The 18790-nt window shown below is 72.8% G+C and carries 17 protein-coding genes and 1 pseudogene; 1 reads left to right on the top strand and 17 read right to left on the bottom strand.

Going from position 1 to position 18790, the window contains the following annotated elements:
- Positions 1-49: 49 nt before the first annotated feature.
- Both OHT74_RS03295 and OHT74_RS03300 read right to left on the bottom strand, forming a co-directional pair.
- Positions 50-1948 carry a serine/threonine protein kinase gene (locus OHT74_RS03295; protein WP_328619249.1) on the bottom strand — a complete coding sequence of 633 codons (1899 nt, stop codon included), beginning with the start codon at positions 1946-1948 and terminating at the stop codon, positions 50-52.
- A 280-nt stretch (positions 1949-2228) separates the two neighbouring features.
- A pseudogene (locus OHT74_RS03300) lies at positions 2229-2336 on the bottom strand (MnhB domain-containing protein); the annotation flags it as partial.
- Between the two features lie 491 nt (positions 2337-2827).
- Between OHT74_RS03300 and OHT74_RS03305 the strand changes: the two are divergent.
- Positions 2828-3667, top strand: coding sequence for a class II glutamine amidotransferase (locus tag OHT74_RS03305; RefSeq protein WP_266660456.1), 840 nt, complete (start codon positions 2828-2830; stop codon positions 3665-3667).
- Between the two features lie 75 nt (positions 3668-3742).
- On the opposite strand, the gene hypE is transcribed toward OHT74_RS03305, so the two are convergent.
- From hypE to OHT74_RS03375, 15 genes are all read right to left on the bottom strand, one after another.
- Positions 3743-4732, bottom strand: a complete 990-nt coding sequence (gene hypE, locus OHT74_RS03310) for a hydrogenase expression/formation protein HypE (RefSeq protein ID WP_443047685.1) — start codon at positions 4730-4732, stop codon at positions 3743-3745.
- Positions 4733-4820: 88 nt separating this feature from the next.
- The gene (gene hypD, locus OHT74_RS03315) at positions 4821-5954 is read right to left on the bottom strand and encodes a hydrogenase formation protein HypD (RefSeq protein ID WP_328619251.1); all 1134 of its coding nucleotides are present in this window, start codon (positions 5952-5954) and stop codon (positions 4821-4823) included.
- Positions 5951-6304, bottom strand: a complete 354-nt coding sequence (locus OHT74_RS03320) for a HypC/HybG/HupF family hydrogenase formation chaperone (RefSeq protein WP_266660460.1) — start codon at positions 6302-6304, stop codon at positions 5951-5953. Before OHT74_RS03320 ends, hypD begins: the two co-directional genes overlap by 4 nt.
- Complete coding sequence (hypF, locus tag OHT74_RS03325; RefSeq protein ID WP_266660462.1) at positions 6273-8690, bottom strand: carbamoyltransferase HypF; 2418 nt, start codon at positions 8688-8690, stop codon at positions 6273-6275. Before hypF ends, OHT74_RS03320 begins: the two co-directional genes overlap by 32 nt.
- Complete coding sequence (gene hypB / locus OHT74_RS03330; protein ID WP_266660464.1) at positions 8690-9448, bottom strand: hydrogenase nickel incorporation protein HypB; 759 nt, start codon at positions 9446-9448, stop codon at positions 8690-8692. The genes hypF and hypB overlap by 1 nt, the downstream gene beginning before the upstream one ends.
- A gap of 3 nt (positions 9449-9451) precedes the next feature.
- Positions 9452-9859 carry a hydrogenase maturation nickel metallochaperone HypA gene (gene hypA / locus OHT74_RS03335; protein ID WP_266660466.1) on the bottom strand — a complete coding sequence of 136 codons (408 nt, stop codon included), beginning with the start codon at positions 9857-9859 and terminating at the stop codon, positions 9452-9454.
- A 132-nt stretch (positions 9860-9991) separates the two neighbouring features.
- Positions 9992-10096 carry a DUF6893 family small protein gene (locus OHT74_RS42070; protein WP_383513973.1) on the bottom strand — a complete coding sequence of 35 codons (105 nt, stop codon included), beginning with the start codon at positions 10094-10096 and terminating at the stop codon, positions 9992-9994.
- Between the two features lie 9 nt (positions 10097-10105).
- Positions 10106-10636: a hydrogenase maturation protease gene (locus OHT74_RS03340; RefSeq protein ID WP_266999011.1), complete on the bottom strand. Its 531-nt coding sequence runs from the start codon at positions 10634-10636 to the stop codon at positions 10106-10108.
- Complete coding sequence (locus tag OHT74_RS03345) at positions 10633-12063, bottom strand: hypothetical protein (RefSeq protein ID WP_328619252.1); 1431 nt, start codon at positions 12061-12063, stop codon at positions 10633-10635. Before OHT74_RS03345 ends, OHT74_RS03340 begins: the two co-directional genes overlap by 4 nt.
- Positions 12060-12761 carry a DUF6084 family protein gene (locus tag OHT74_RS03350; protein ID WP_328619253.1) on the bottom strand — a complete coding sequence of 234 codons (702 nt, stop codon included), beginning with the start codon at positions 12759-12761 and terminating at the stop codon, positions 12060-12062. Before OHT74_RS03350 ends, OHT74_RS03345 begins: the two co-directional genes overlap by 4 nt.
- Positions 12758-13375 (bottom strand): DUF5947 family protein, encoded by a 618-nt coding sequence (locus tag OHT74_RS03355; RefSeq protein ID WP_328623244.1) that lies wholly within the window; start codon positions 13373-13375, stop codon positions 12758-12760. Before OHT74_RS03355 ends, OHT74_RS03350 begins: the two co-directional genes overlap by 4 nt.
- Before the next feature lie 86 nt (positions 13376-13461).
- A complete protein-coding gene (locus OHT74_RS03360) occupies positions 13462-13983 on the bottom strand; it encodes a hypothetical protein (protein ID WP_328619254.1) in 522 nt (173 codons plus the stop codon).
- A complete protein-coding gene (locus tag OHT74_RS03365) occupies positions 13980-15764 on the bottom strand; it encodes a nickel-dependent hydrogenase large subunit (protein WP_266660476.1) in 1785 nt (594 codons plus the stop codon). The genes OHT74_RS03360 and OHT74_RS03365 overlap by 4 nt, the downstream gene beginning before the upstream one ends.
- A 97-nt stretch (positions 15765-15861) precedes the next feature.
- Entirely contained in the window at positions 15862-16920 is a 1059-nt protein-coding gene (locus tag OHT74_RS03370; protein WP_266660478.1) for a hydrogenase expression protein HypE, read from the bottom strand.
- A 97-nt stretch (positions 16921-17017) separates the two neighbouring features.
- Positions 17018-18787 carry an enoyl-CoA hydratase-related protein gene (locus OHT74_RS03375; protein ID WP_328619255.1) on the bottom strand — a complete coding sequence of 590 codons (1770 nt, stop codon included), beginning with the start codon at positions 18785-18787 and terminating at the stop codon, positions 17018-17020.
- Between the last annotated feature and the right edge of the window lie 3 nt (positions 18788-18790).

Raw genomic sequence — 18790 nt, forward strand, 5'->3', positions numbered from 1 at the left:
CCTGCGTTCGGGGCGCTCGGGGCACGGGCGGCGCGAGTGCCCCGGAGCCTCAGCTCCTCTTCTTCGGCTCCTCGGCGTTGCGCCAGATCGTGAGGTCGAGCGTGATGTAGTTGCTCGGGTCGTTCGCGCCCGACTTGCCGCGGTACGTCGCCACCGCGATGTGGCCCGCGTCGCTGAGCACGCAGATCTCCGTCCCGTCCGAGAGCTGATCGAGGCCGATCTTCTCGGTGTAGCGGGTTTCGGCGCGGCAGGTCTCCAGCGAGCCCTTCTGCGAGTTGTTCAGCACGACCAGCTTGCCGTTGTTGGTCCCGACCTTCGTGTCCCCGAAGAGGGTGTCGAGGTAGAAGTACAGGTCTCCGTGGTTGTACAGCACGCCGACGTTGCCGCCGCTGGCGGGGCGCGGCGGGTTGTCGGCCAGCATGAGCTGATAGTTGGCCGTCAGGTTGACGCCCTGGTAGGAGGCCGGGGCGGGGTCGGTGCGCTTCCCGCTCTTGTCCTGGGAGCCGCCGCCGGGGGCTCCGGCGCTCGGACTTCCGCCGGTGGAAGTCGAGCCGTCCTTGGCCTTGTTGCCGGAGCCGTCCGGCAGCAGGGAACCGATGACCGCGAGGCCGATCACCGCTGCCACGACGGCCCCGGCGATGATCAGCCCCTTCGGCTTGCGCTGCGGCGCGGGCGGCGGGTAGCCGGGGTGGTGGGCGGGCGACGGGGCGTGGAAGCCCTGCACGTACCCGGGCGGCGGCGTCTGGTAGCCGGGCTGGGTCTGGTAGCCGGGCGGCGGCGTCTGGTAACCGGGCGGTGGCGCCTGGTATCCGGGCTGGGTCTGGTACCCGGGCGGCGGCGTGTGATGGCCGGGCGGCACCGCGCCCGGAGCCGCGGGAGCGGCCGGTGCGTGCGGCGGGGCGGCGGGGGCGCTCTGCGTCGGCGCGGCGGCCACGCCGACACCGGTCGGCGGGTACGCGGGCGCGCCCTGCACCGGAGGCTGCGGGGAGACTTCGGTCGGCGTCGGGGCCACGGCGGGCTGCGGCGGCGGGGTCTTCGCCGGTTCGGGCAGCCGGAGGCGCTCCGTGATGGACCCGGCGACCGCCTGGGGCAGCCAGTCCTCGCCCTGGCGGAGCGGGACGGGAGAGAGGTCGTGGCACATCTGGATGACCTCGGTCAGCGTGGGCCGGTCCGCCGGGTCACGGCTGAGGCACCGCGTCACCAGGGGCCGCAGCTCCTCCGGCAGCGCGCTGAGGTCGGGGTCCTCGTGCACGATGCGGTACAGCACGGCGTGCGAGGACCCCTCGCCATAGGCGGGCGCACCGATGGCCGCGTACGCCACGATCTGGCCGAGGGCGAAGATGTCGGTGCCGGCGGTGACCGTACCGGCGGAGGCCTGTTCGGGCGCCATGAACGCGGGCGTGCCGACGCTGACGCCGCTGCCGGTCAGGGAAGTGGCGTCCGCCGCGCGGGCGATGCCGAAGTCGATCACGCGAGGACCGTCGCCGGCGAGGAGTACGTTCGCGGGCTTCAGGTCACGGTGGACGATGCCGGCGCCGTGGATGACGTGCAGCGCCTCGGCGACTCCGACGGCCAGCAGCAGCACACTGCGCAGCGGCAGCCGCCCGTGCCGGGCCACGGCGTGCGCGAGGGAGGGGCCCGGTACGTAGGCCGTGGCCAGCCAGGGCTGGGAGCCCTCGGTGTCGAAGTCGATGACGGGCGCGGTGTAGAGGCCCTGCACCCGCTGCGCCGCCCGCACTTCCTGCTGGAAGCGCCGCCGGAACTCGGGGTCCTCGCTGAACTCGGGCCGGATCACCTTGAGGGCGATGGGCCGCCCGCCCGGCGTGTAGGAGAGGTACACCTTGCCCATTCCGCCCGCGCCCAGCACGGCGGTCAGACGGTAACCGCCCACCGTGGCCGGGTCGTCGGGCCTGAGCGGCTGGAAAAGGTCGGTAGAAGGTGTACTCATGAAAAATCCATCCCCTGTCACGGCAGTTCAGCCCGCCGAAGCCCCGAAGCCAACCGAGAGGGTACCCAACTTCGTGGCTCGTCCTCTTCGCCGGCCACCGTACCCGTACACGTACGCGTCTGAGCACGCCGCGACATGACGTACGGTCATGCGCCCTGCACCTGAAGGGCGACGGCCGGCCGGGCGCTGTCCGTGTGGGTCAGGGCCTGGACGACCGGGTCGACGACGGGCCGGGGGCCGGGCTCGACGCCGACGGCCACGTTGAGGAGCGGGACGGGGCCAGGTGGAGGGCGGTGGCGAGGACGACTCCGCCCTGGCAGCCACCGCCGGGCGTGAGCTGCCCGTGCGCCACCACGTACACGCCCACCCCGAGGGCGACGGCCAGCAGGGTCGCCCTTGGGCGGTGACGAAGAGGATCGTCGCCTCACTCTCCGTGCTGCCCGCCGTGCTCGGGGCGGGATGCTCGGCGGGCGGCGGGCCTTGCGCGCGGGTGACCAGGCTCAGCAGCGGTTTCAGCGCCGTGCCGACCGCGAGCTGCGAAAGTGCCACGTCAGGGGCTGGAGTACGACGAACAGGAGGGTCAGCAGGGCCACGGCGCGGGCGGTCAGCGGTAAGCCGAGACGGCGCCCAGCCACAGCAGTACGGACGCCGGTACACGCGCCGCGGCCGTCTCAGCCGTCTCGGGGGTACCCGAAGCGGGTGGAGACCAGCACCCGAGCGCGGGCGCCGACCAGGCGGGTACCGGGAGGGCGCTCACCGCGGGCCGTCCCGGCGGGCCACCGCGTTCCGGCCCGCCGGGGATGGACACGTGACGGCCGCGGGGCAGCGGGACCCCGGCCGCGATAGGCTCGTACGAGGCTCAGGAGAGGGATGATGCTGATGTGTCGATGGCTCGCCTACTCCGGTTCGCCGATGCTGCTCGACGCGGTTCTCTACCAGCCGGAACACTCGCTGATCGACCAGAGCCTCCACGCCCGGATGGGTGTCGAGTCGACCAACGGCGACGGTTTCGGCATCGGCTGGTACAGCCCCGACGGTGGCGCAACCCCGGCGATCTTCCGGGACATCGGGCCCGCCTGGAACAACCGCAACCTGCGGGAACTGGCCGCACACGTCCGCTCGACGCTGTTCTTCGCCCATGTCCGTGCCTCCACCGGTTCGGCGATCCAGCAGACGAACTGCCACCCCTTCCGCCACGGCCGCTGGCTGTGGATGCACAACGGCGCGATCACCGACTTCCACCGGTTGCAGCGCGATCTGTACATGGCCGTCGACCCGGCCCTGTTCTCGTGCATCGAGGGCTCCACGGACTCCGAGGTGATGTTCTACCTGGCCGTGACCTTCGGCCTCGACCAGGACGCCCCCGGCGCGGTCGCCCGGATGGCCGGTCTGGTGGAGCGGCTCGGCAAAGAACACGGCGTCGCCGACCCGCTCCAGATGACGATCGCGGTCAGCGACGGCGAGCGCGTGTGGGCCTTCCGCTACTCCAGCGCGGGGCAGTCGCGTTCGCTGTACTACAGCAGCAAGGCCGAGACCGTACGCCAGCTGTACCCGGAACTTCCGTTCCTGCGGGAGGTCTCCGACGCGACCCGGCTGGTGGTCTCCGAACCGCTGGGAGACCTCCCCGGCGTGTGGAACGAGCTCCCCGAGGCGAGTTACGCGGTCGTGCCCTCGTCCGCGACGGAGGACTATCTCCCGTTCATCCCCGAGCTCCCCTGATCTCACAGTTCACCACCTCAGGATGACCCTGCTCCGCCAACCGTCGGTTGCGGTGCCCCTCCCTGGGCCCCGGCCTCAGCAGATGCGGGGCAGCTGCTCCCCGATCGGCAGGTCGACCACGCGGGTGCCGCCGAGGCCGGTGCGGGCCACGACGAGGCCGGGGTGGGCCTCGACCGCCTCGCCGATCACCGTGGCGCGGCGGCCCAGCGGGTGGGCGCGCATCGCGTCGAGGACGGCGTCGGCGTGCTCGCGGGGTACGAAGGCGACCAGCTTGCCCTCGTTCGCCACGTAGAACGGGTCGAGGCCGAGGATCGCACAGGCGTTGCCCACGGCCTCGGGGACCGGAACCCGGCCCTCCTGGATGACGACCCCGGTGCCCGAGGCGGCCGCGATCTCGTTCAGGGCGGCCGCCAGCCCGCCGCGCGTGGGATCGCGCAGCACGTGCAGGTCGGGGGTGACCGCGAGCATGGCCTGGACGAGCCCGCCCAGCGGTGCGCAGTCGCTCTCGATCTCCACCTCGAAGCCGAGCCCCTCGCGGACGCTCATGATGGCCACGCCGTGCAGGCCGATCTCCCCGCTGACGATGACGACGTCACCCGGTACGACGCGCTGCGGGCGCAGATCCACCCCGTCGGGGATGAGCCCGATGCCGGCGGTGTTGAGGTAGATGCCGTCGCCGTGACCGGCCTCGACGACCTTGGTGTCGCCGGTCGCCACCTCGACGCCCGCAGCGCGCGCGGCCGCGCCGAGGGCTTCTGCGACCCGTGCCACGACCGAGATCTCGACGCCCTCCTCGAGGATGAACCCGCAGGAGAGGTAGGCGGCGCGGGCCCCGCTCATGGCCAGGTCGTTGACCGTGCCGTTGACCGCGAGGTCGCCGATGCAGCCGCCGGGGAAGAACAGCGGCCGCACCACGTACGAGTCGGTCGAGAAGGCCAGCCGGGCCCCGCCCAGGGTGACTGCGGCGGAGTCGCCGAGCTGGGCGAGCACCTCGCCGCCGAAGGCGGGTGCGAAGACGTGCTGGACGAGCTCGGCGGAGAGCGCGCCGCCGCCTCCGTGGCCCATCACCACCCGGGGGCGGTCGCGCAGCGGGGCCGGGCAGGTCCAGCCGGTGACGTCGAGTGCGGCCCCCGACACGGCGTCGGACACGGTCTCAGACAACGGGGCTCGCCTCCAGCGGTGCGGTGCGGGCCGGCGCGAGGTCGAGGCGCCGGTAGAGGTAGTACGCGGCGCAGGCGCCCTCGCTGGAGACCATCGTGGCGCCGAGCGGGTTGCGCGGGGTGCAGGTGGTGCCGAAGGCCTCGCACTCGTGCGGCTTGATCAGGCCCTGGAGGACCTCACCGCTGCGGCACTCGGCGGGTTCCTGTGTGGCGATGTCCGTCACCGAGAAGCGGTGCTCGGCGTCGTAGTCGCGGTAACGGGCGGACAGCCGCCAGCCGCTGGCGGGGATGACGCCGATACCGCGCCAGGCGCGGTCGGTGACCTCGAAGACGTCCTCCAGCATGGCGAGGGCCGCCGGGTTCCCCTCCGGGCGGACGGCGCGGGCGTAGGCGTTGTCGACGGTGTGCTCGCCCCGTTCCAGCTGCCGTACGGCCCGGCGTACGCCTTCGAGGATGTCCAGCGGCTCGAAGCCGGTGACCACGATCGGGACGCGGTGGCGCGCGGCCAGCTCCGGGTACTCCCCCATGCCCATCACGCTGCACACGTGCCCGGCGGCGAGGAAGGCCTGCACCCGGCAGCTCGGGGAGGTCATGATCGCCTCGATGGCCGGGGGCACCCGGACGTGCGAGACGAGCAGGCTGAAGTTGGGGATGCCGAGCTTTTTGGCCTGATACACCGTCATGGCATTGGGCGGCGCCGTGGTTTCGAAGCCGATGCCGAAGAACACCACCTCGCGCGCCGGGTTCTGCTGCGCGATCCGCAGGGCGTCGAGCGGGGAGTACACCACCCGTACGTCGCCGCCCTCGCTGCGCACCTGGAAGAGGTCGCGGCCGGTCCCGGGGACGCGGAGCATGTCGCCGAACGAGCAGAAGATGACGTCGGGGCGGGAGGCGATCTCCAGCGCCTTGTCGATGACCTCCAGCGGGGTGACGCACACCGGGCAGCCCGGGCCGTGGATCAACTCGACATGTTCGGGCAGCAGTTGGTCGATGCCGTGCCGGATGATGGTGTGGGTCTGGCCGCCGCAGACCTCCATCAGCGCCCAGGGGCGGGTGACGGTGGCGTGGATGTCGTCGAGCAGGCGGCGGGCCAGCTCGGGGTCCTGGAATTCCTCGATGTACTTCACTGCTGCTGCGCCTCCTGTACGGCGTCGCCGGCGTGCGGCTGCTGCGCGATGTCGTCGGCGAAGGGCCAGTCCCCCGTGCCCGCCTCGGCCGCCGCCCGCTCCCACGGATCGCCGAACTCTTCCTGGAGCATGCCGAGCTGGGCGAAGAGTTCGAGCGTCTGCTTGGCCGACTCCTCGTCGAGGCGCTGCAGGGCGAAGCCGACGTGGACGATGGCGTACTCGCCGACCTGGAGGTCCGGCAGGTACTCGAGGCACACCTCCTTGACCACCCCGCCGAAATCGACGGTCGCCATGCGGGTGCCGTCCTTCTCCCCGATGTCAAGCACTCTGCCGGGTACCGCCAGGCACATGGCCCTCTCCTTGCTGTGGGTGGTCCGGGGCGCAGGCCGCCACCATGAGCTGGCCGAGGGCCAGCCCGCCGTCGTTCGGCGGGACGCGGTGGTGGCGCAGTACGGTGAAGCCGCTCTCGCGCAGTACGCGGGCGCAGGCGGAGGAGAGCACGGTGTTGGCGAACACCCCGCCGCTGAGGGCGACGGTGTCGAGCCCGTGCCGCTCGCGCGCCCGGACGCAGACCCGGTGCACGAGGGCGGCGACGGCGGCGTGGAAGCGGGCGGCGACCACAGCGGGCGCGATGCCCGCGCGTACGTCGCGGACCACCGCCGCCAGTACGGGAGCCGGGTCCGCGGTCAGCGGGGCGTCGCGGCCGCCGTGCGCGGGGGGCCGGAGGGCGAACGCGTAGTCCGGTCCGGCATCCGCCCCGGCCCCGGACCCGCTCGCGTTTGCGCTCACGGTCGCGGTGAGCGCCGCCCCCTCCAGCTCGATGGCGGCCTGGGCCTCGTATCCGGCGTGGTGGCAGACGCCCGCCAGGGAGGAGACGGCATCGAAGAGGCGGCCCATGCTGGAGGTCGGGACACAGTGCAGGTTCCGCTCCAGCTGACGCCGCAGCAGCCGTAGTTCATCCGGCGGGCAGGCGGCCGTGCAGGGCAGGTCCGGGTCCCAGTCGAGCCCTGCGGCGCGCAGATGGGACAGGGCCATCCGGTACGGGCGGCGCACGGCGGCGTCGCCGCCCGGCAGCGGGACGTAGGCGAGGTGCGCGAACCGGGTGTACCCGGCGTAGTCCGCCAGCAGCACCTCCCCGCCCCAGACGGCCCCGTCGTCGCCGTATCCGGTGCCGTCGAAGGCGACGCCGATCACCCGGCGGGCGCCGGCGAGGCCGTGTTCGGCCATCGCGGACGCAATGTGGGCGTGGTGGTGCTGGACTCCGACGACCGGACGGCCGGCGGCCCGGTCCCGGACCAGGCGGCCCGAGCGGTAGCCGGGGTGCCGGTCCACGGCGGCCAGCACGGCGGTGACGCCGGTGATGGACTCCAGCTGTTCCTCGGCGCGGGCGAACGCGTACTGGGTGGCGAGGTCGTCCATGTCGCCGATGTGGGCGGACAGCCAGGCCTGGCGCCCCTCGGCCAGGCCGAGGGTGTTCTTCAGGTCGCCCCCGGCGGCGAGTGTGGCGGGTACGGACAGCGGCAGCGCGAGGGGCAGCGGGGCGTACCCGCGCGAGCGGCGCAGGGTCAGCACCTCGGCGTCGCAGACGCGCACCACGGAGTCGTCGCACGGGACGTGGATCGGCCGGTCGTGGGCGAGCCAGGCGTCGGCGAGCCGGGTGAGCCGGTCCAGGGCCTCGGTGTCGTCGGTGACGATCGGCTCGCCCGACAGGTTCCCGCTGGTCATGACGAGCAGCCGGGGGCCGGGCGGGTCGCCGGGCAGGCCGAGCAGCAGATGGTGCACGGGGGTGTAGGGGAGCATCACGCCCAGGTCGGGGCTGCCCGGGGCGACGGCGTCGGCAACGAGCTCCTCGGCGGCGGCGCCGGGGCGGCGGCGCAGCAGGACGATGGGCCGGACGGGCCCGGTGAGCAGGTCCCGTTCGGCCGGGCCGAGTTGGACCAGGTGCTCGATGTCGGCGAGGTCGCGGGCCATCAGGGCGAACGGCTTGTCCCCGCGGGCCTTGCGGCGCCGCAGCTCGGCCACGGCGCCGGCGTGGGCGGCGTCGCAGGCGAGGTGGTAGCCGCCGAGGCCCTTGACCGCGAGGATCGCCCCGCCGGCCAGCAGCCGGCGGGCCTCGGCCACCGGGTCGGTGTACGCCGCCTCGCGCGGGGGCGAGCCGGCGAGGAGCCGCAGCCGGGGTCCGCAGGCGGGACAGGCCACAGGCTGGGCGTGGAAGCGCCGGTCGGCGGGGTCCGCGTACTCGCGGGCGCAGTCGGGGCACATCGGGAAGCGGGCCATGGTGGTGTGCACCCGGTCGTACGGCAGCCCGGTGACGATGGTGAAGCGGGGTCCGCAGTGCGTGCAGGTGATGAAGGGGTGCCGGTGGCGCCGGTCGGCCGGATCGGCCAGCTCCGCGAGGCAGTCGGCGCAGGTGGCCACGTCCGGGGAGACGAGGGTGCGCGCGGGTCCGCCGGACCGGGAGGCCACGATGGTGAAGCCTGCGCCGCCGGCGACGGGGACCTCGCAGTGGTCGACGGCATCGACGACTGCGAGGGGCGGGGCGTCGGCAGCGAGCCGCTCGCAGAAGGCCGATACGGCCGCCGGTGCGCCCTCGACCTCGGCGACGACGCCTTCGGGGGTGTTGGTGACGTGCCCGGCGAGGCCGAGGCCGGTCGCGCGGGTGTACACGTACGGCCGGAAGCCCACGCCCTGCACCACTCCGCGCACGACGACGCGGCGGCGCTGTACGGCTTCCATCAGCGGGCCGGCACCACGGCGGAGTGCGAGTGGCCCTCGGCGTGGTGATCGTGATGGTGGTGCGTGGGGGGCTGCTGGGCCATGACCGGGGCGTGCACCGGGCCGCCGGCGCCGACCGCCAGCGCCCGGTCGAGCAGGATGCCCGCGCCCTCGCCGCCGCGGGCCGAGGTCAGCACCACCTCCACCCCCGGGTTGACCTGCTGGACGTGCGCGCGGAAGGCGGCTTCGTCGAATTCCACGGCCTGCGCGATGTCCGTCTTCGTCACCACGACGAGGTGGGCGAGCCCGAACGCCGTCGGGTACTTGAGCGGTTTGTCCTCGCCCTCCGTCACCGAGGCCAGGACCACGCGCAGCGTCTCGCCGAGGTCGTACGAGGCAGGGCAGACGAGGTTGCCGACGTTCTCCACGAACAGCAGCCGGGTGTCCTCGGGCATCCAGCCGTCGAGGTGCCGCCCGAGCATCCCGGCCTCGAGGTGGCAGAGCCCGTCGGTGAGCACCTGCTTGACGGGGACGCCCGAACGCGCCAGCCGCAGCGCGTCGTTCTCGGTGGCGAGGTCGGCGGTGAGGGCGGCGACGGGCACGCCGCGCTCGCGCGCCAGGCCGAGTTCACGCTCCAGCAGGGCGGTCTTCCCGCTGCCCGGGCTGGACAGCAGGTTGACCACCGTGGTGCCGCGGGCGGTGAGTTCGGTGCGCAGGGTGTGCGCGGCCGAGTCGTTCTTGGCGAGGACCGCCTGCTTCAGGTCGACCACACGGCACATGGTTCAGCGCTCCTCGGAGATCGGTTCGCGGGTGGGGGCGGGATGCCGGTCGCAGACGGGGCCGTCCTCCCAGTGCACGCTGAGGATCTGCAGTTCGCGCCCGGCGAGGAGTTCGACCTCCGTGGCCTGTCCGCAGCCGGGGCAGACCAGCCGGGGCGGCATGCCGACCGCCCAGTCGCCCGTACAGGAGCGGCAGTGCGCGCGGGCGGGTACGGGCTCCGTGACGAGCTCGGCGCCTTCCAGGACCGTTCCGGCGCAGGCCAGTTCGAAGCAGAAGGCGAGGGCGTCGGGCACCACCCCGGCCAGCTCACCGATCTGGAGCCGGACCGAGGTGACGGCGTTCGCGCCGCCTGCCTCGGCGGCTTCCTCCACCTGGGCCACCACGGCCATGGCGATCGACATCTCGTGCATGGGACTCCGTCCTGCCGGGCCTCATTAGACCGGCCGGCGCCGTACGGGGCGGTCGGGCACGCCGACGCGCCGACGCCCCGTACGCCATTCGGGCGCCGGGGCGGTGGCACGTCGGTCGTCAGGGGTCACGGGTCACATGCGGCGGATCTTCAGATAGCGCTGGACATCGGGGAGCACCACGCACAGTGCGGCGGCGAGGGCGGCGGCCGCCGCGCCTCCGATGATGGCCTTCTTCATGGGTTCTCCTCAGTTGGCGGTGGCGTTGCGCTCTTCGTCGAGCAGCTCCTGGTCCGGGTGGCGGACCAGGTCCAGGACCATCCGTACGGCCTCCGGGACCGCTGCGGCCACCGGGGCGCTCAGGCCGATGCCCTCGTCCAGGCAACCGGGTTCGCAGCCGACGACCCAGATCCGCCGGGGCGGTGTCCCGCCGGTTCCGGCGCACAGCGTGTCCAGCAGGGCCAGCACCGCGTCGGGCGACATCTGGTGCCCGTCGAGTACGGGGGTCTGCGGGGCGATGGAGCCGGCTTCGCCGGCCTCGATCAGGTACAGGGTGCCGGGGGCTCCGCCGCGAGCGGTGGCGTCCACCAGGACGAGCGTGTCGTAGCCGTCGAGGAGCTGGTAGGCGAGGTGGACCCCGCGTACGCCGATGTCCACCACCTCGACGTGCTCGGGCAGCCCGTGCCCGGGTTCGGCCAGCCTCCGGACGGTCTCGACGCCGAAGCCGTCGTCGCCGAGGAAGACGTTGCCGATGCCGGCGATCAGGATGCGGCCGCTCACGCGTCCTCCAGGGGGGCGACCTCGTCGGGCTGGAAGTACAGGAACCGGCCCTGTTCGCGGCGGATGTCGGCGCCGGGGTCGCCTTCGACGGTGACGGCGAGGTGCACTCCGCCGTCGACGTCGTGGAGGACGGCCTCGACCTGGGCGGCGGCGCCCTGGAGGAACAGGTCCTGGGCGTCGGAGCGCCGCAGGCCCGGGCGCAGGAGGACCCGGCTGCCGGGGCCCACCGAGATGCCGTCGATCAGGATCCGGTCGCGGGCCGGGTCGGCGGGGTCCGCGTGCGCCGGGTCCCACCAAGGGGTGTCCGGCCTGAACACGGCGTCCTCGTCGAAGAGTTCGGGGAACGACTCGGGGGTGGGCGCACCGGGGTCGGTGATCTCCCGCAGTGCCCGGACGGCGCCGTGCAGGCGTTCCAGCACCTCGGGGGGCATGGTCTCGGCCAGGTCGATCACGGCGGCCGCCCGGGCGTCGGTCCCGCGGGCCTCCCGCTTCTCCTGGTCGGTCAGGGCCGCCGTGCGCAGGGCGAGGATCTCGTCGATCTCGGTGGCGTCGTACATGGCCCCGATGCTCTCGGGGGCGATGCCGGGGTGGTCCTCGAGGATGATCGGCGAGGACAGCACCACGTCGGCGCTGCCCGGTTCGCCGGCGAGTACGGGCCAGGTGTGCAGGTTGGCGCAGGTCGCGACGGAGGGCTTGGCCCACTCGGGCGGGTCGGTCATCGAGAGGAAGGATCCGGCGCTGAGGCCCAGCAGGAGGTGGGCCGCGACCAGGGAGCGCGGCAGGGCGGCGTCACGGTCGGCGCCGTCGGCCCCGTCGGCGTGCGGGGTCCAGTCGCTCGTGTTCTCGACCAGCACGGTGAGCTTGAACGCCCGGTAGGGGACGTCCAGTTGCTCGGCGCGCAGCCGCAGCACACCGTCGGCCCGCTCGGTGCGCCGGACCAGCCGGCCCACCTCCCGGCCGTCGGGGCCGAGGACGGGTTCGGTCTCCTCACGGGCGGGCCGTACGAAGGGCAGGGAGACCTCGCCCTCCTCCAACTCGGCGACCGGGACGGTCATTTCGACCCGTTCCTCGGTTCCCTCGTCCCAGGGGACCAGGACCCGGTCGGGCAGGTGCAGTTCGGGCACGGCCGCGAACGAGCCGTCCGTGCGGGCCTCTTCGACCGTACGCCGCTGCGCGTGCAGGAAACGCAGCTCGACGGCGAGGGTGGCCGCACCGCGCGGTTCCATCACCAGCTCGGTGCGCTGGAAGGAGTGCTCGTCGTGCGCCGGCCCCCACGCGGGCGGGACCAGTACGCCGAACTGCCAGCGCAGCCGGTTCTTCGCCGCCGAGGCCCGGTACGGGTAGAGCACGTAGCCCTCGAAGAGGACGGCGTCGGCCACCTGGCGGGCCACGGCGAACCGGGATTCGGGCAGGGCCGTCGTGGTCATGGCGCCGTCCTCTCGGCGGCCCGGGGCAGTACGGCCCCGGCCCAGGCGGGGTCCGGGGGCGCCGGCTCGGCCACCACCGCCGTGTCCAGCAGGGCCCTTACGGTCGCCTCCCAGGAGGCGAGCGCGTGGCGGGAGCGGTAGGCGAGCAGGTCGGCCATGGTGTCGCGGGGCAGGCGCAGCCAGCCGCAGCCCGGGAAGTGCTGCTCGACCATCTCCCGCCACACCTCGGCGGGCATCCGGAACGGTGCTTCGCGGTCCCAGGGGACGGGCTCGACGTGGAAGCCCCCGGCCCCGGTGAAGGCCGTGCCGGAGAACAGCATCAGCAGGGGTGCCTCGCCGTCCTCCAGGGCGCTGAGGTAGCGGCCGGAGGCGATGTCCATGTCGTACGTGCACGGTACGACGATGTCGGTCTCGGTCTCCCCGGTGAAGCTGGGGACCATCACCGAGACCTGGGCGAACTGGAGGGGCTGCAGGGTGGTTCCCCAGCGGGCCCGCTCGCCGAACAGGTCGTGGAGGGCTGCGGCCTCGCCGGTGCCGTAGCTGCGCCGGGCCGGCTCGATGCGAATCTGGCAGCGCAGCGCGAGGGCGTGGACCCTCGTGTCGGCAGAAGCGGTGATGCGCAGCCGGAACACGAGGGTGGGGCCGGCCGCGTACGGGTCGGCGCGCACTCCGGTACAGGCGAAGGTGAAGCCGGTCATGGCCGCCCCTCCCCCGCCGCGGCGGGGACCTTGGCCCGGCGCTCCACCTGGGCGAAGAAGTCCTTGAGCGCGGCGCGCGCCTCGGCCCCGCCGTCGAAGCCCTGCCACAGCAGCCGCATCCGCCCCACCAGCTCGTAGCAGATGTCGATGGGCACGAGGTAGCACTCGGTGCGGCCCTCGGCCCGGCGCAGCAGCAGCGCCTCCACGTCGGGTTCGAGCAGCGCGGCGAGCGCCCCGCCGCCGAGTACGTGCTGCCAGGTGGCCGGGTCCAGTTCGCTCTCGGTGGCGCCGGCCGGGCTCGGGTAGAGCGCAACCAGCCGGTCGAGGGCGGCGTTGCGGAAGAAGAAGGCCACACCGACCGGGATCTGCAGCTGCTCCCAGGCGCCCTCTTCGAGCCGGTGTTCCGGGTCGGTGAGGTAGCGGTCGGGGACGGCGCGGAAGCGCCCGGTGGCGGCGCCGGGCCGGTCGAACAGGAGGCCGCACGCGGTGCAGGCGCAGACCAGCGCCCGCTTCTCGACCTCCACCAGGTGGCGGTGGCCGTCCTCGGGCACGGCCACCCCGCACAGTTCGCAGCGCTCGGCCCGGGGCGGCCGGGGCCCGGTGAACCGGCGCAGGCCGCGCGGGCCGCGCAGCCCGGCGGGCCCGGCCGGGCCGGCGGAGCCGGTGCGCGGCTCCGCCGGTGCCCAGGGGTGCCGCGCGCTCACCGGGCCCGTGCCGGGGCCTGCGGGCGGGTGCCGATCTGGAGCAGGGGCAGCGGCGCCCCGGCCGGTTCCAGTTCCACCGCGGTCACTTCGGGCGCGAAGCAGGCCAGGGCGTCCTCGATGCTCTGCGGGACCGCGTCGCCGCCGGAACCGCAACCGCAGCCGCCGCCCGGCGCGGACCGCAGCCGCAGGACACCGGTGGCCTCGTCGAAGCCGGCGAGCTCCATGGGGTCCCGTACGGCGTCCAGGGCGCGGGCGATCCGGGTGTGGACGTCCTCGGGGTGCAGGTCGTGCAGCGCCAGCAGGCTCGCGACGAGCTCGTCGTCCAGCAGCCCGCCGAGTCGCTCCACGCCGAGCCGCTCCACGATCCGGGCGAGCCCGGCCCCGTAGAAGTCCATGAGCACGCGCACCAGTTCCTCGGCCGCGGCGCAGGCCTCGCGGTCCCCGGTGGCGGCCAGCCGGTCGAGGACCTCGTCCACCCGCCGGCCCGCCTCGCGGGCGTCGGTCGCCGTCGCCCTCATCCGCCCAGTCCGCTCAGGCCGGTGGGCACGTGCATCTGCTTCACGGTCTTGCCGCCGCCGACGTACATGTGGACGCCGCAGGGCAGGCAGGGGTCGAAGCTGCGCACGGCGCGCATGATGTCGATGCCCTTGAAGTTCTCCGGGGAGTTCTCCTCGAAGATCGGGGTGTTCTGGACGGCGTCCTCGTACGGTCCGGGGGTGCCGAAGGTGTCGCGGGTGCTGGCGTTCCACGGAGTGGGCGGGTAGGGGTGGTAGTTGGCGATCTTGCCGTCGCGGATCACCATGTGGTGCGAGAGCACCCCGCGGACGGCCTCCGTGAAGCCGACTCCGATGGACTCGTCCGGGACCTCGAACTTCTCCCAGGTCTGGGTGCGTCCGGCGCGGACCTCGGCCAGGCCCTTCTCGGCGCAGTGCAGCGCGATGGCGGCCGCGTACGCCTGGAAGTACGTGCGGGCGCGGTTGCGCTCCAGCGCGTTGCTCCACTTCGGGATCTTCCACTCGAAGCGTGTCTCGGGCTTGGTCATCGTGCGCGGCAGGTTGATGATCACGCTGTTGCCGGTGGCCTTGACGTAGCCGACGTCGACGAGCCCGGAGAGGGCGGTGGACCACAGGCGCGCGATCGGGCCGCCGCCGGTGTCGAGGGCGAGGTGGTCCTTGCCGTCGAACCAGCGCGGGGACATCACCCAGCTGTACTTGTCGTCGAAGTTGCGCTTCTGCGGGGCGGGGATGGTGTGCTGGTTCCACGGGTGGCGGGCGTCGACCGGGTTGCCGAGCGGGTCGTGGGTGACGAACTTCTCCTGGCCCGCCCAGTCGTCGTAGTACGAGCTGCCCAGCAGGATGCGGATGCCGAGGTTGATCTCGGTGAGGTCGTTGGTGACGAGTTTGCCGTCCACGATCACACCGGGGGTGACGAACATCTTCCGTCCCCAGTCGGTCATGTTGGCGTACGTGAAGTCGCAGTACTCGGGGTCGTTGAGCGCGCCCCAGCAGCCCAGCAGGACGCGCCGGCGGCCGACCTCCTCGTACCCGGGCAGGGCCTCGTAGAAGAAGTCGAAGAGGTCGTCGTGGAGCGGGACGACCCGCTTCATGAACTCCACGTACCGCATGAGGCGGCTCATGTAGTCGGTGAAGAGCTGGACGGAGGCGATGGTGCCGACGCCGCCCGGGTAGAGGGTGGAGGGGTGCACGTGGCGGCCCTCCATCAGGCAGAACATCTCGCGCGTGTAGCGGCTGACCTGGAGGGCCTCGCGGTAGAACTCGCCCTCGATGGGGTTGAGCGAGCGCATGATGTCGGCGATGGTGCGGTAGCCGTGGTCGCCGGCGTGCGGGGCCTCGGTGCGTTCGGCGAGCTCGAGGACGCCCGGGTTGGTCTCGCGGACCATCTTCTCGCAGTAGTCGACCCCGACCAGGTTCTCCTGGAAGATGTTGTGGTCGAACATGTACTCCGCCGACTCGCCCAGGTTGATGATCCACTCGGCGAGGTGGGGAGGCTTCACTCCGTACGCCATGTTCTGCGTGTAGACGGAGCAGGTGGCGTGGTTGTCGCCGCAGATGCCGCAGATGCGGCTGGTGATGAAGTGCGCGTCGCGGGGGTCCTTGCCGCGCATGAAGACGCTGTAGCCGCGGAAGACCGACGAGGTGCTGTAGCACTCCGCGACCTTCTTCTGCTTGAAGTCGATCTTCGTGTGGATGCCGAGACTGCCCACGATCCGGGTGATCGGATCCCAGGCCATCTCCACCAGGCCGCTGCCGTCACCGGCCGCCTTCGTCTTCGGTGTCATCTTGTCTGCCGTGACCCTTCTTGGAGGCGGGAGCTGGAGGTTCTTGGAGGCGGAGCGGTGGGAGGGAAGCGGGGCGGACGTGGGGCCGCGGGCGGGGTCACCAGGGCTTGCGGTAGCCGGTGGTCAGCTGACGCCCCGGGTGGCGCCACTTCGGCTCCTGGTCCACGGTGTGCTCCGTGATCGACCTGAGCTTGCGGATCAGCGTGCCGTAGACCCCGCTGGCGGTGACGGAGAGTTTCGCGCCCGGAGGCTCGTCCATGAACGGCATGAACTTGTCGGGGAAGCCCGGCATGGTGCAGGCGATGCAGATGCCGCCGACGTTGGGGCAGCCGCCGATGCCGTTCATCCAGCCGCGCTTGGGAACGTTGCACTTGACGACGGGGCCCCAGCAGCCGAGTTTGACCAGGCACTTGGGCGAGTCGTAGGTCTCCGCGAACTGGCCCTGCTCGTAGTAGCCGGCCCGGTCGCAGCCCTCGTGCACGGTGTTGCCGAACAGCCAGGTCGGGCGCAGCTTGTCGTCCAGCGGGATCATCGGTGCGGAGCCGGCCGCCTGGTAGAGCAGGTAGGTGAGGGTCTCCGAGAAGTTGTCCGGCTGGATCGGGCAGCCCGGGACGCACACGATCGGGATGCCGGCCTTCGAGGTCCAGTCCCAGCCGAGGTAGTCGGGCACGCCCATGGCGCCGGTGGGGTTGCCCTCCATCGCGTGGATGCCGCCGTACGTGGCGCAGGTGCCGATCGCCACCACGGCGAGGGCCTTGGACGCGAGGCGGTCGATCCACTCGCTGGTGGTGATGGGCTGGCCGGTCTCCGGGTCGTCGCCGAAGCCGCACCAGTAGCCCTCGGGCTTGATCTTCTCGTTGGGGATGGAGCCTTCGACGACGAGCACGAAGGGATCGATCTCCCCGCGCTCCCCCTTGAAGAACCATTCGATGAACGTGTCGGCGCCGCCGACCGGTCCGCATTCGAAGTCGATCAGCGGCCAGTGCACGGCGATCTTGGGCAGTCCCGGGAGGACGCCCATGACGATCTCCTCGATGCTGGGCTGCATCGCTGCCGTCAGGGACACCGAGTCGCCGTCGCAGCTCAGTCCGGCGTTGATCCAGAGGATGTGGATCGTGGGGTCCTCTACTGCCGTGCTCGGCGTTGCTGCATCCATGAGGATCGCTCCTTGGGGAGGGATGCGGGGGGGGTGGGTGGGGCGGGGACGGGGACGGCGGACGGGCGGGTGCTCCGCGCCGGCCTCACCCTTCTTGCTAGCAGCCGGACGGGCCCGGTGCCCTGTCTTGTTCGGCCGGTCCAGTGACTGCGGGCCGCCGGGAGGGCAGGGGCGCGGTGCGCCGTCCGGGTACGGTCCGCTCCAGGTGGGCCGGGGTGCCGTCCGGGGGTTCCTTGCGTACGAAGGCGCGGCGCAGGGCGTGGTACGGGGCCTGCGGGTCGAAGAACGTCTCCCGCATCCGCGCCAGCTCCGCCTCCCGGTAGGCGGCGAGCGGCCTCATGCTCTCGTCCGCGTCGCGGCGGGCCTTCTTGCCGGCGATCCGGGACCGGATGGCGGGCGAGTCCGCCACCCGGACGGCGAGCCGGGCGGTCTCGTCCGCGAAGGCCTGCGGGCCGCAGTCGATCGTGCGGTCGACCAGCCCGAGCCGCCGGGCGGCTTCGGCGCTGAGGGGCAGGGCATCGGTGGTGAGGCGGTCGGCTACGCCGGTCCCGGTCCGGCGGGGCAGCGTGTAGGTCCAGTACTCGGATCCGTGCAGGCCCATCAGCCGGTAGTGCGGGTTCAGCACCACGCCGGTACGGCACCAGACCTCGTCGGCGGCGAGCGCGAGCATGGCCCCGCCGGCGGCCGCGTTGCCGCCGAGGGCGGCCACGACGAACCGGTCGGTGGTGGTGAGCACGGCCTCCACCAGGTCGTCCATGGCGTTGATGTTGGCCCAGGACTCCTCGGCCGGGTCGGCGGCCGCCTCGATGACGCCCAGGTGGATGCCGTTCGAGAAGAAGTCGCGGCCGCCGCCGAGGACGAGGACGGAGACGGGGCGGGTGCAGGCCTCCCGGTAGGCGGCGAGCAGGCGCCGGCACTGCGAGGTGCTCATCGCTCCGCCGGGGAAGGAGAACCTGAGGAAGCCGGCCCCGCCCTGCTCCCGGTAGCCGATGTCGGACCAGGTGCGCGGGCCCTCTTCGGCGTACGGCGGCGCGGGGAGCTCGGGGAGCGGCGGCAGCCGGTCGCCGAGGGCGAGGGTGGCGGGGAGTTTGACGGGGGCCGGCTCTCCCGGCGCGCGCCGGGCCCGGAGCTCGGGGATCCAGACGGCTCCGTCGGCGGTCGCCCGGCAGATCGCGCCCGCCCGGGTGGCGAGCAGTTCTCCGGGACGGCCCCGCAGCTGGTCCTCGGGGTGCCCGCCGTGCAGGAACCACTGGCCGCCGAGCAGTTCGTCGAGTACGCCGGGCTGGGAATCGGCGGCGCGCAGCGCGCCCACGACGCTCTCCGTGGAGTCGTTGTGCCAGTCGATCCGGCGCAGTTCCTGGCGAAGGTAGGGCCGGACGCGGCCCGATTCCTGGCGTTGCGGGAGGTGCGTGCCGGAGGCGAAGCGGTCGACGGCCGTGAGCACGGCGGTCAGGGCGGCGTCGGAGATCTCGCCGCGGTAGGCGTCGCTCTTGCCGACGGGTGGCAGCGGGCAGTCCGCGGTGGCCCAGACGTCGCCCGCGTCCATCTCCTCGCCGGCCTGCAGGACGGTGACGCCCCAGCGGGTCGCGCCCTCGGTGATGGCCCAGTCGAGCGAGGAGGGCCCGCGGTCGCCGACCGGTCCCGGGTGGACGATCAGGCAGGTGTGGGCGGACCAGACCTCCCGGGGGATGGCCGTCTTCAGCATCGGCGCGAGCACGAGGTCCGGCCGGTGGCGTTCGACGGCGTCGGCGAGGGAGACGCCGGGCAGGGCGAGCTCGACCGCCACACTGTGCCCGCGGTCCCTCAGCTCGGCGTGCACACGCTGAGTGAGACTGTTGAACGCGCTGGCGGCGAGCAGGATGTGCACGTG

Origin of the sequence: Streptomyces sp. NBC_00354 (genome assembly GCF_036106915.1) — a bacterium.
Lineage (GTDB): Bacteria > Actinomycetota > Actinomycetes > Streptomycetales > Streptomycetaceae > Streptomyces.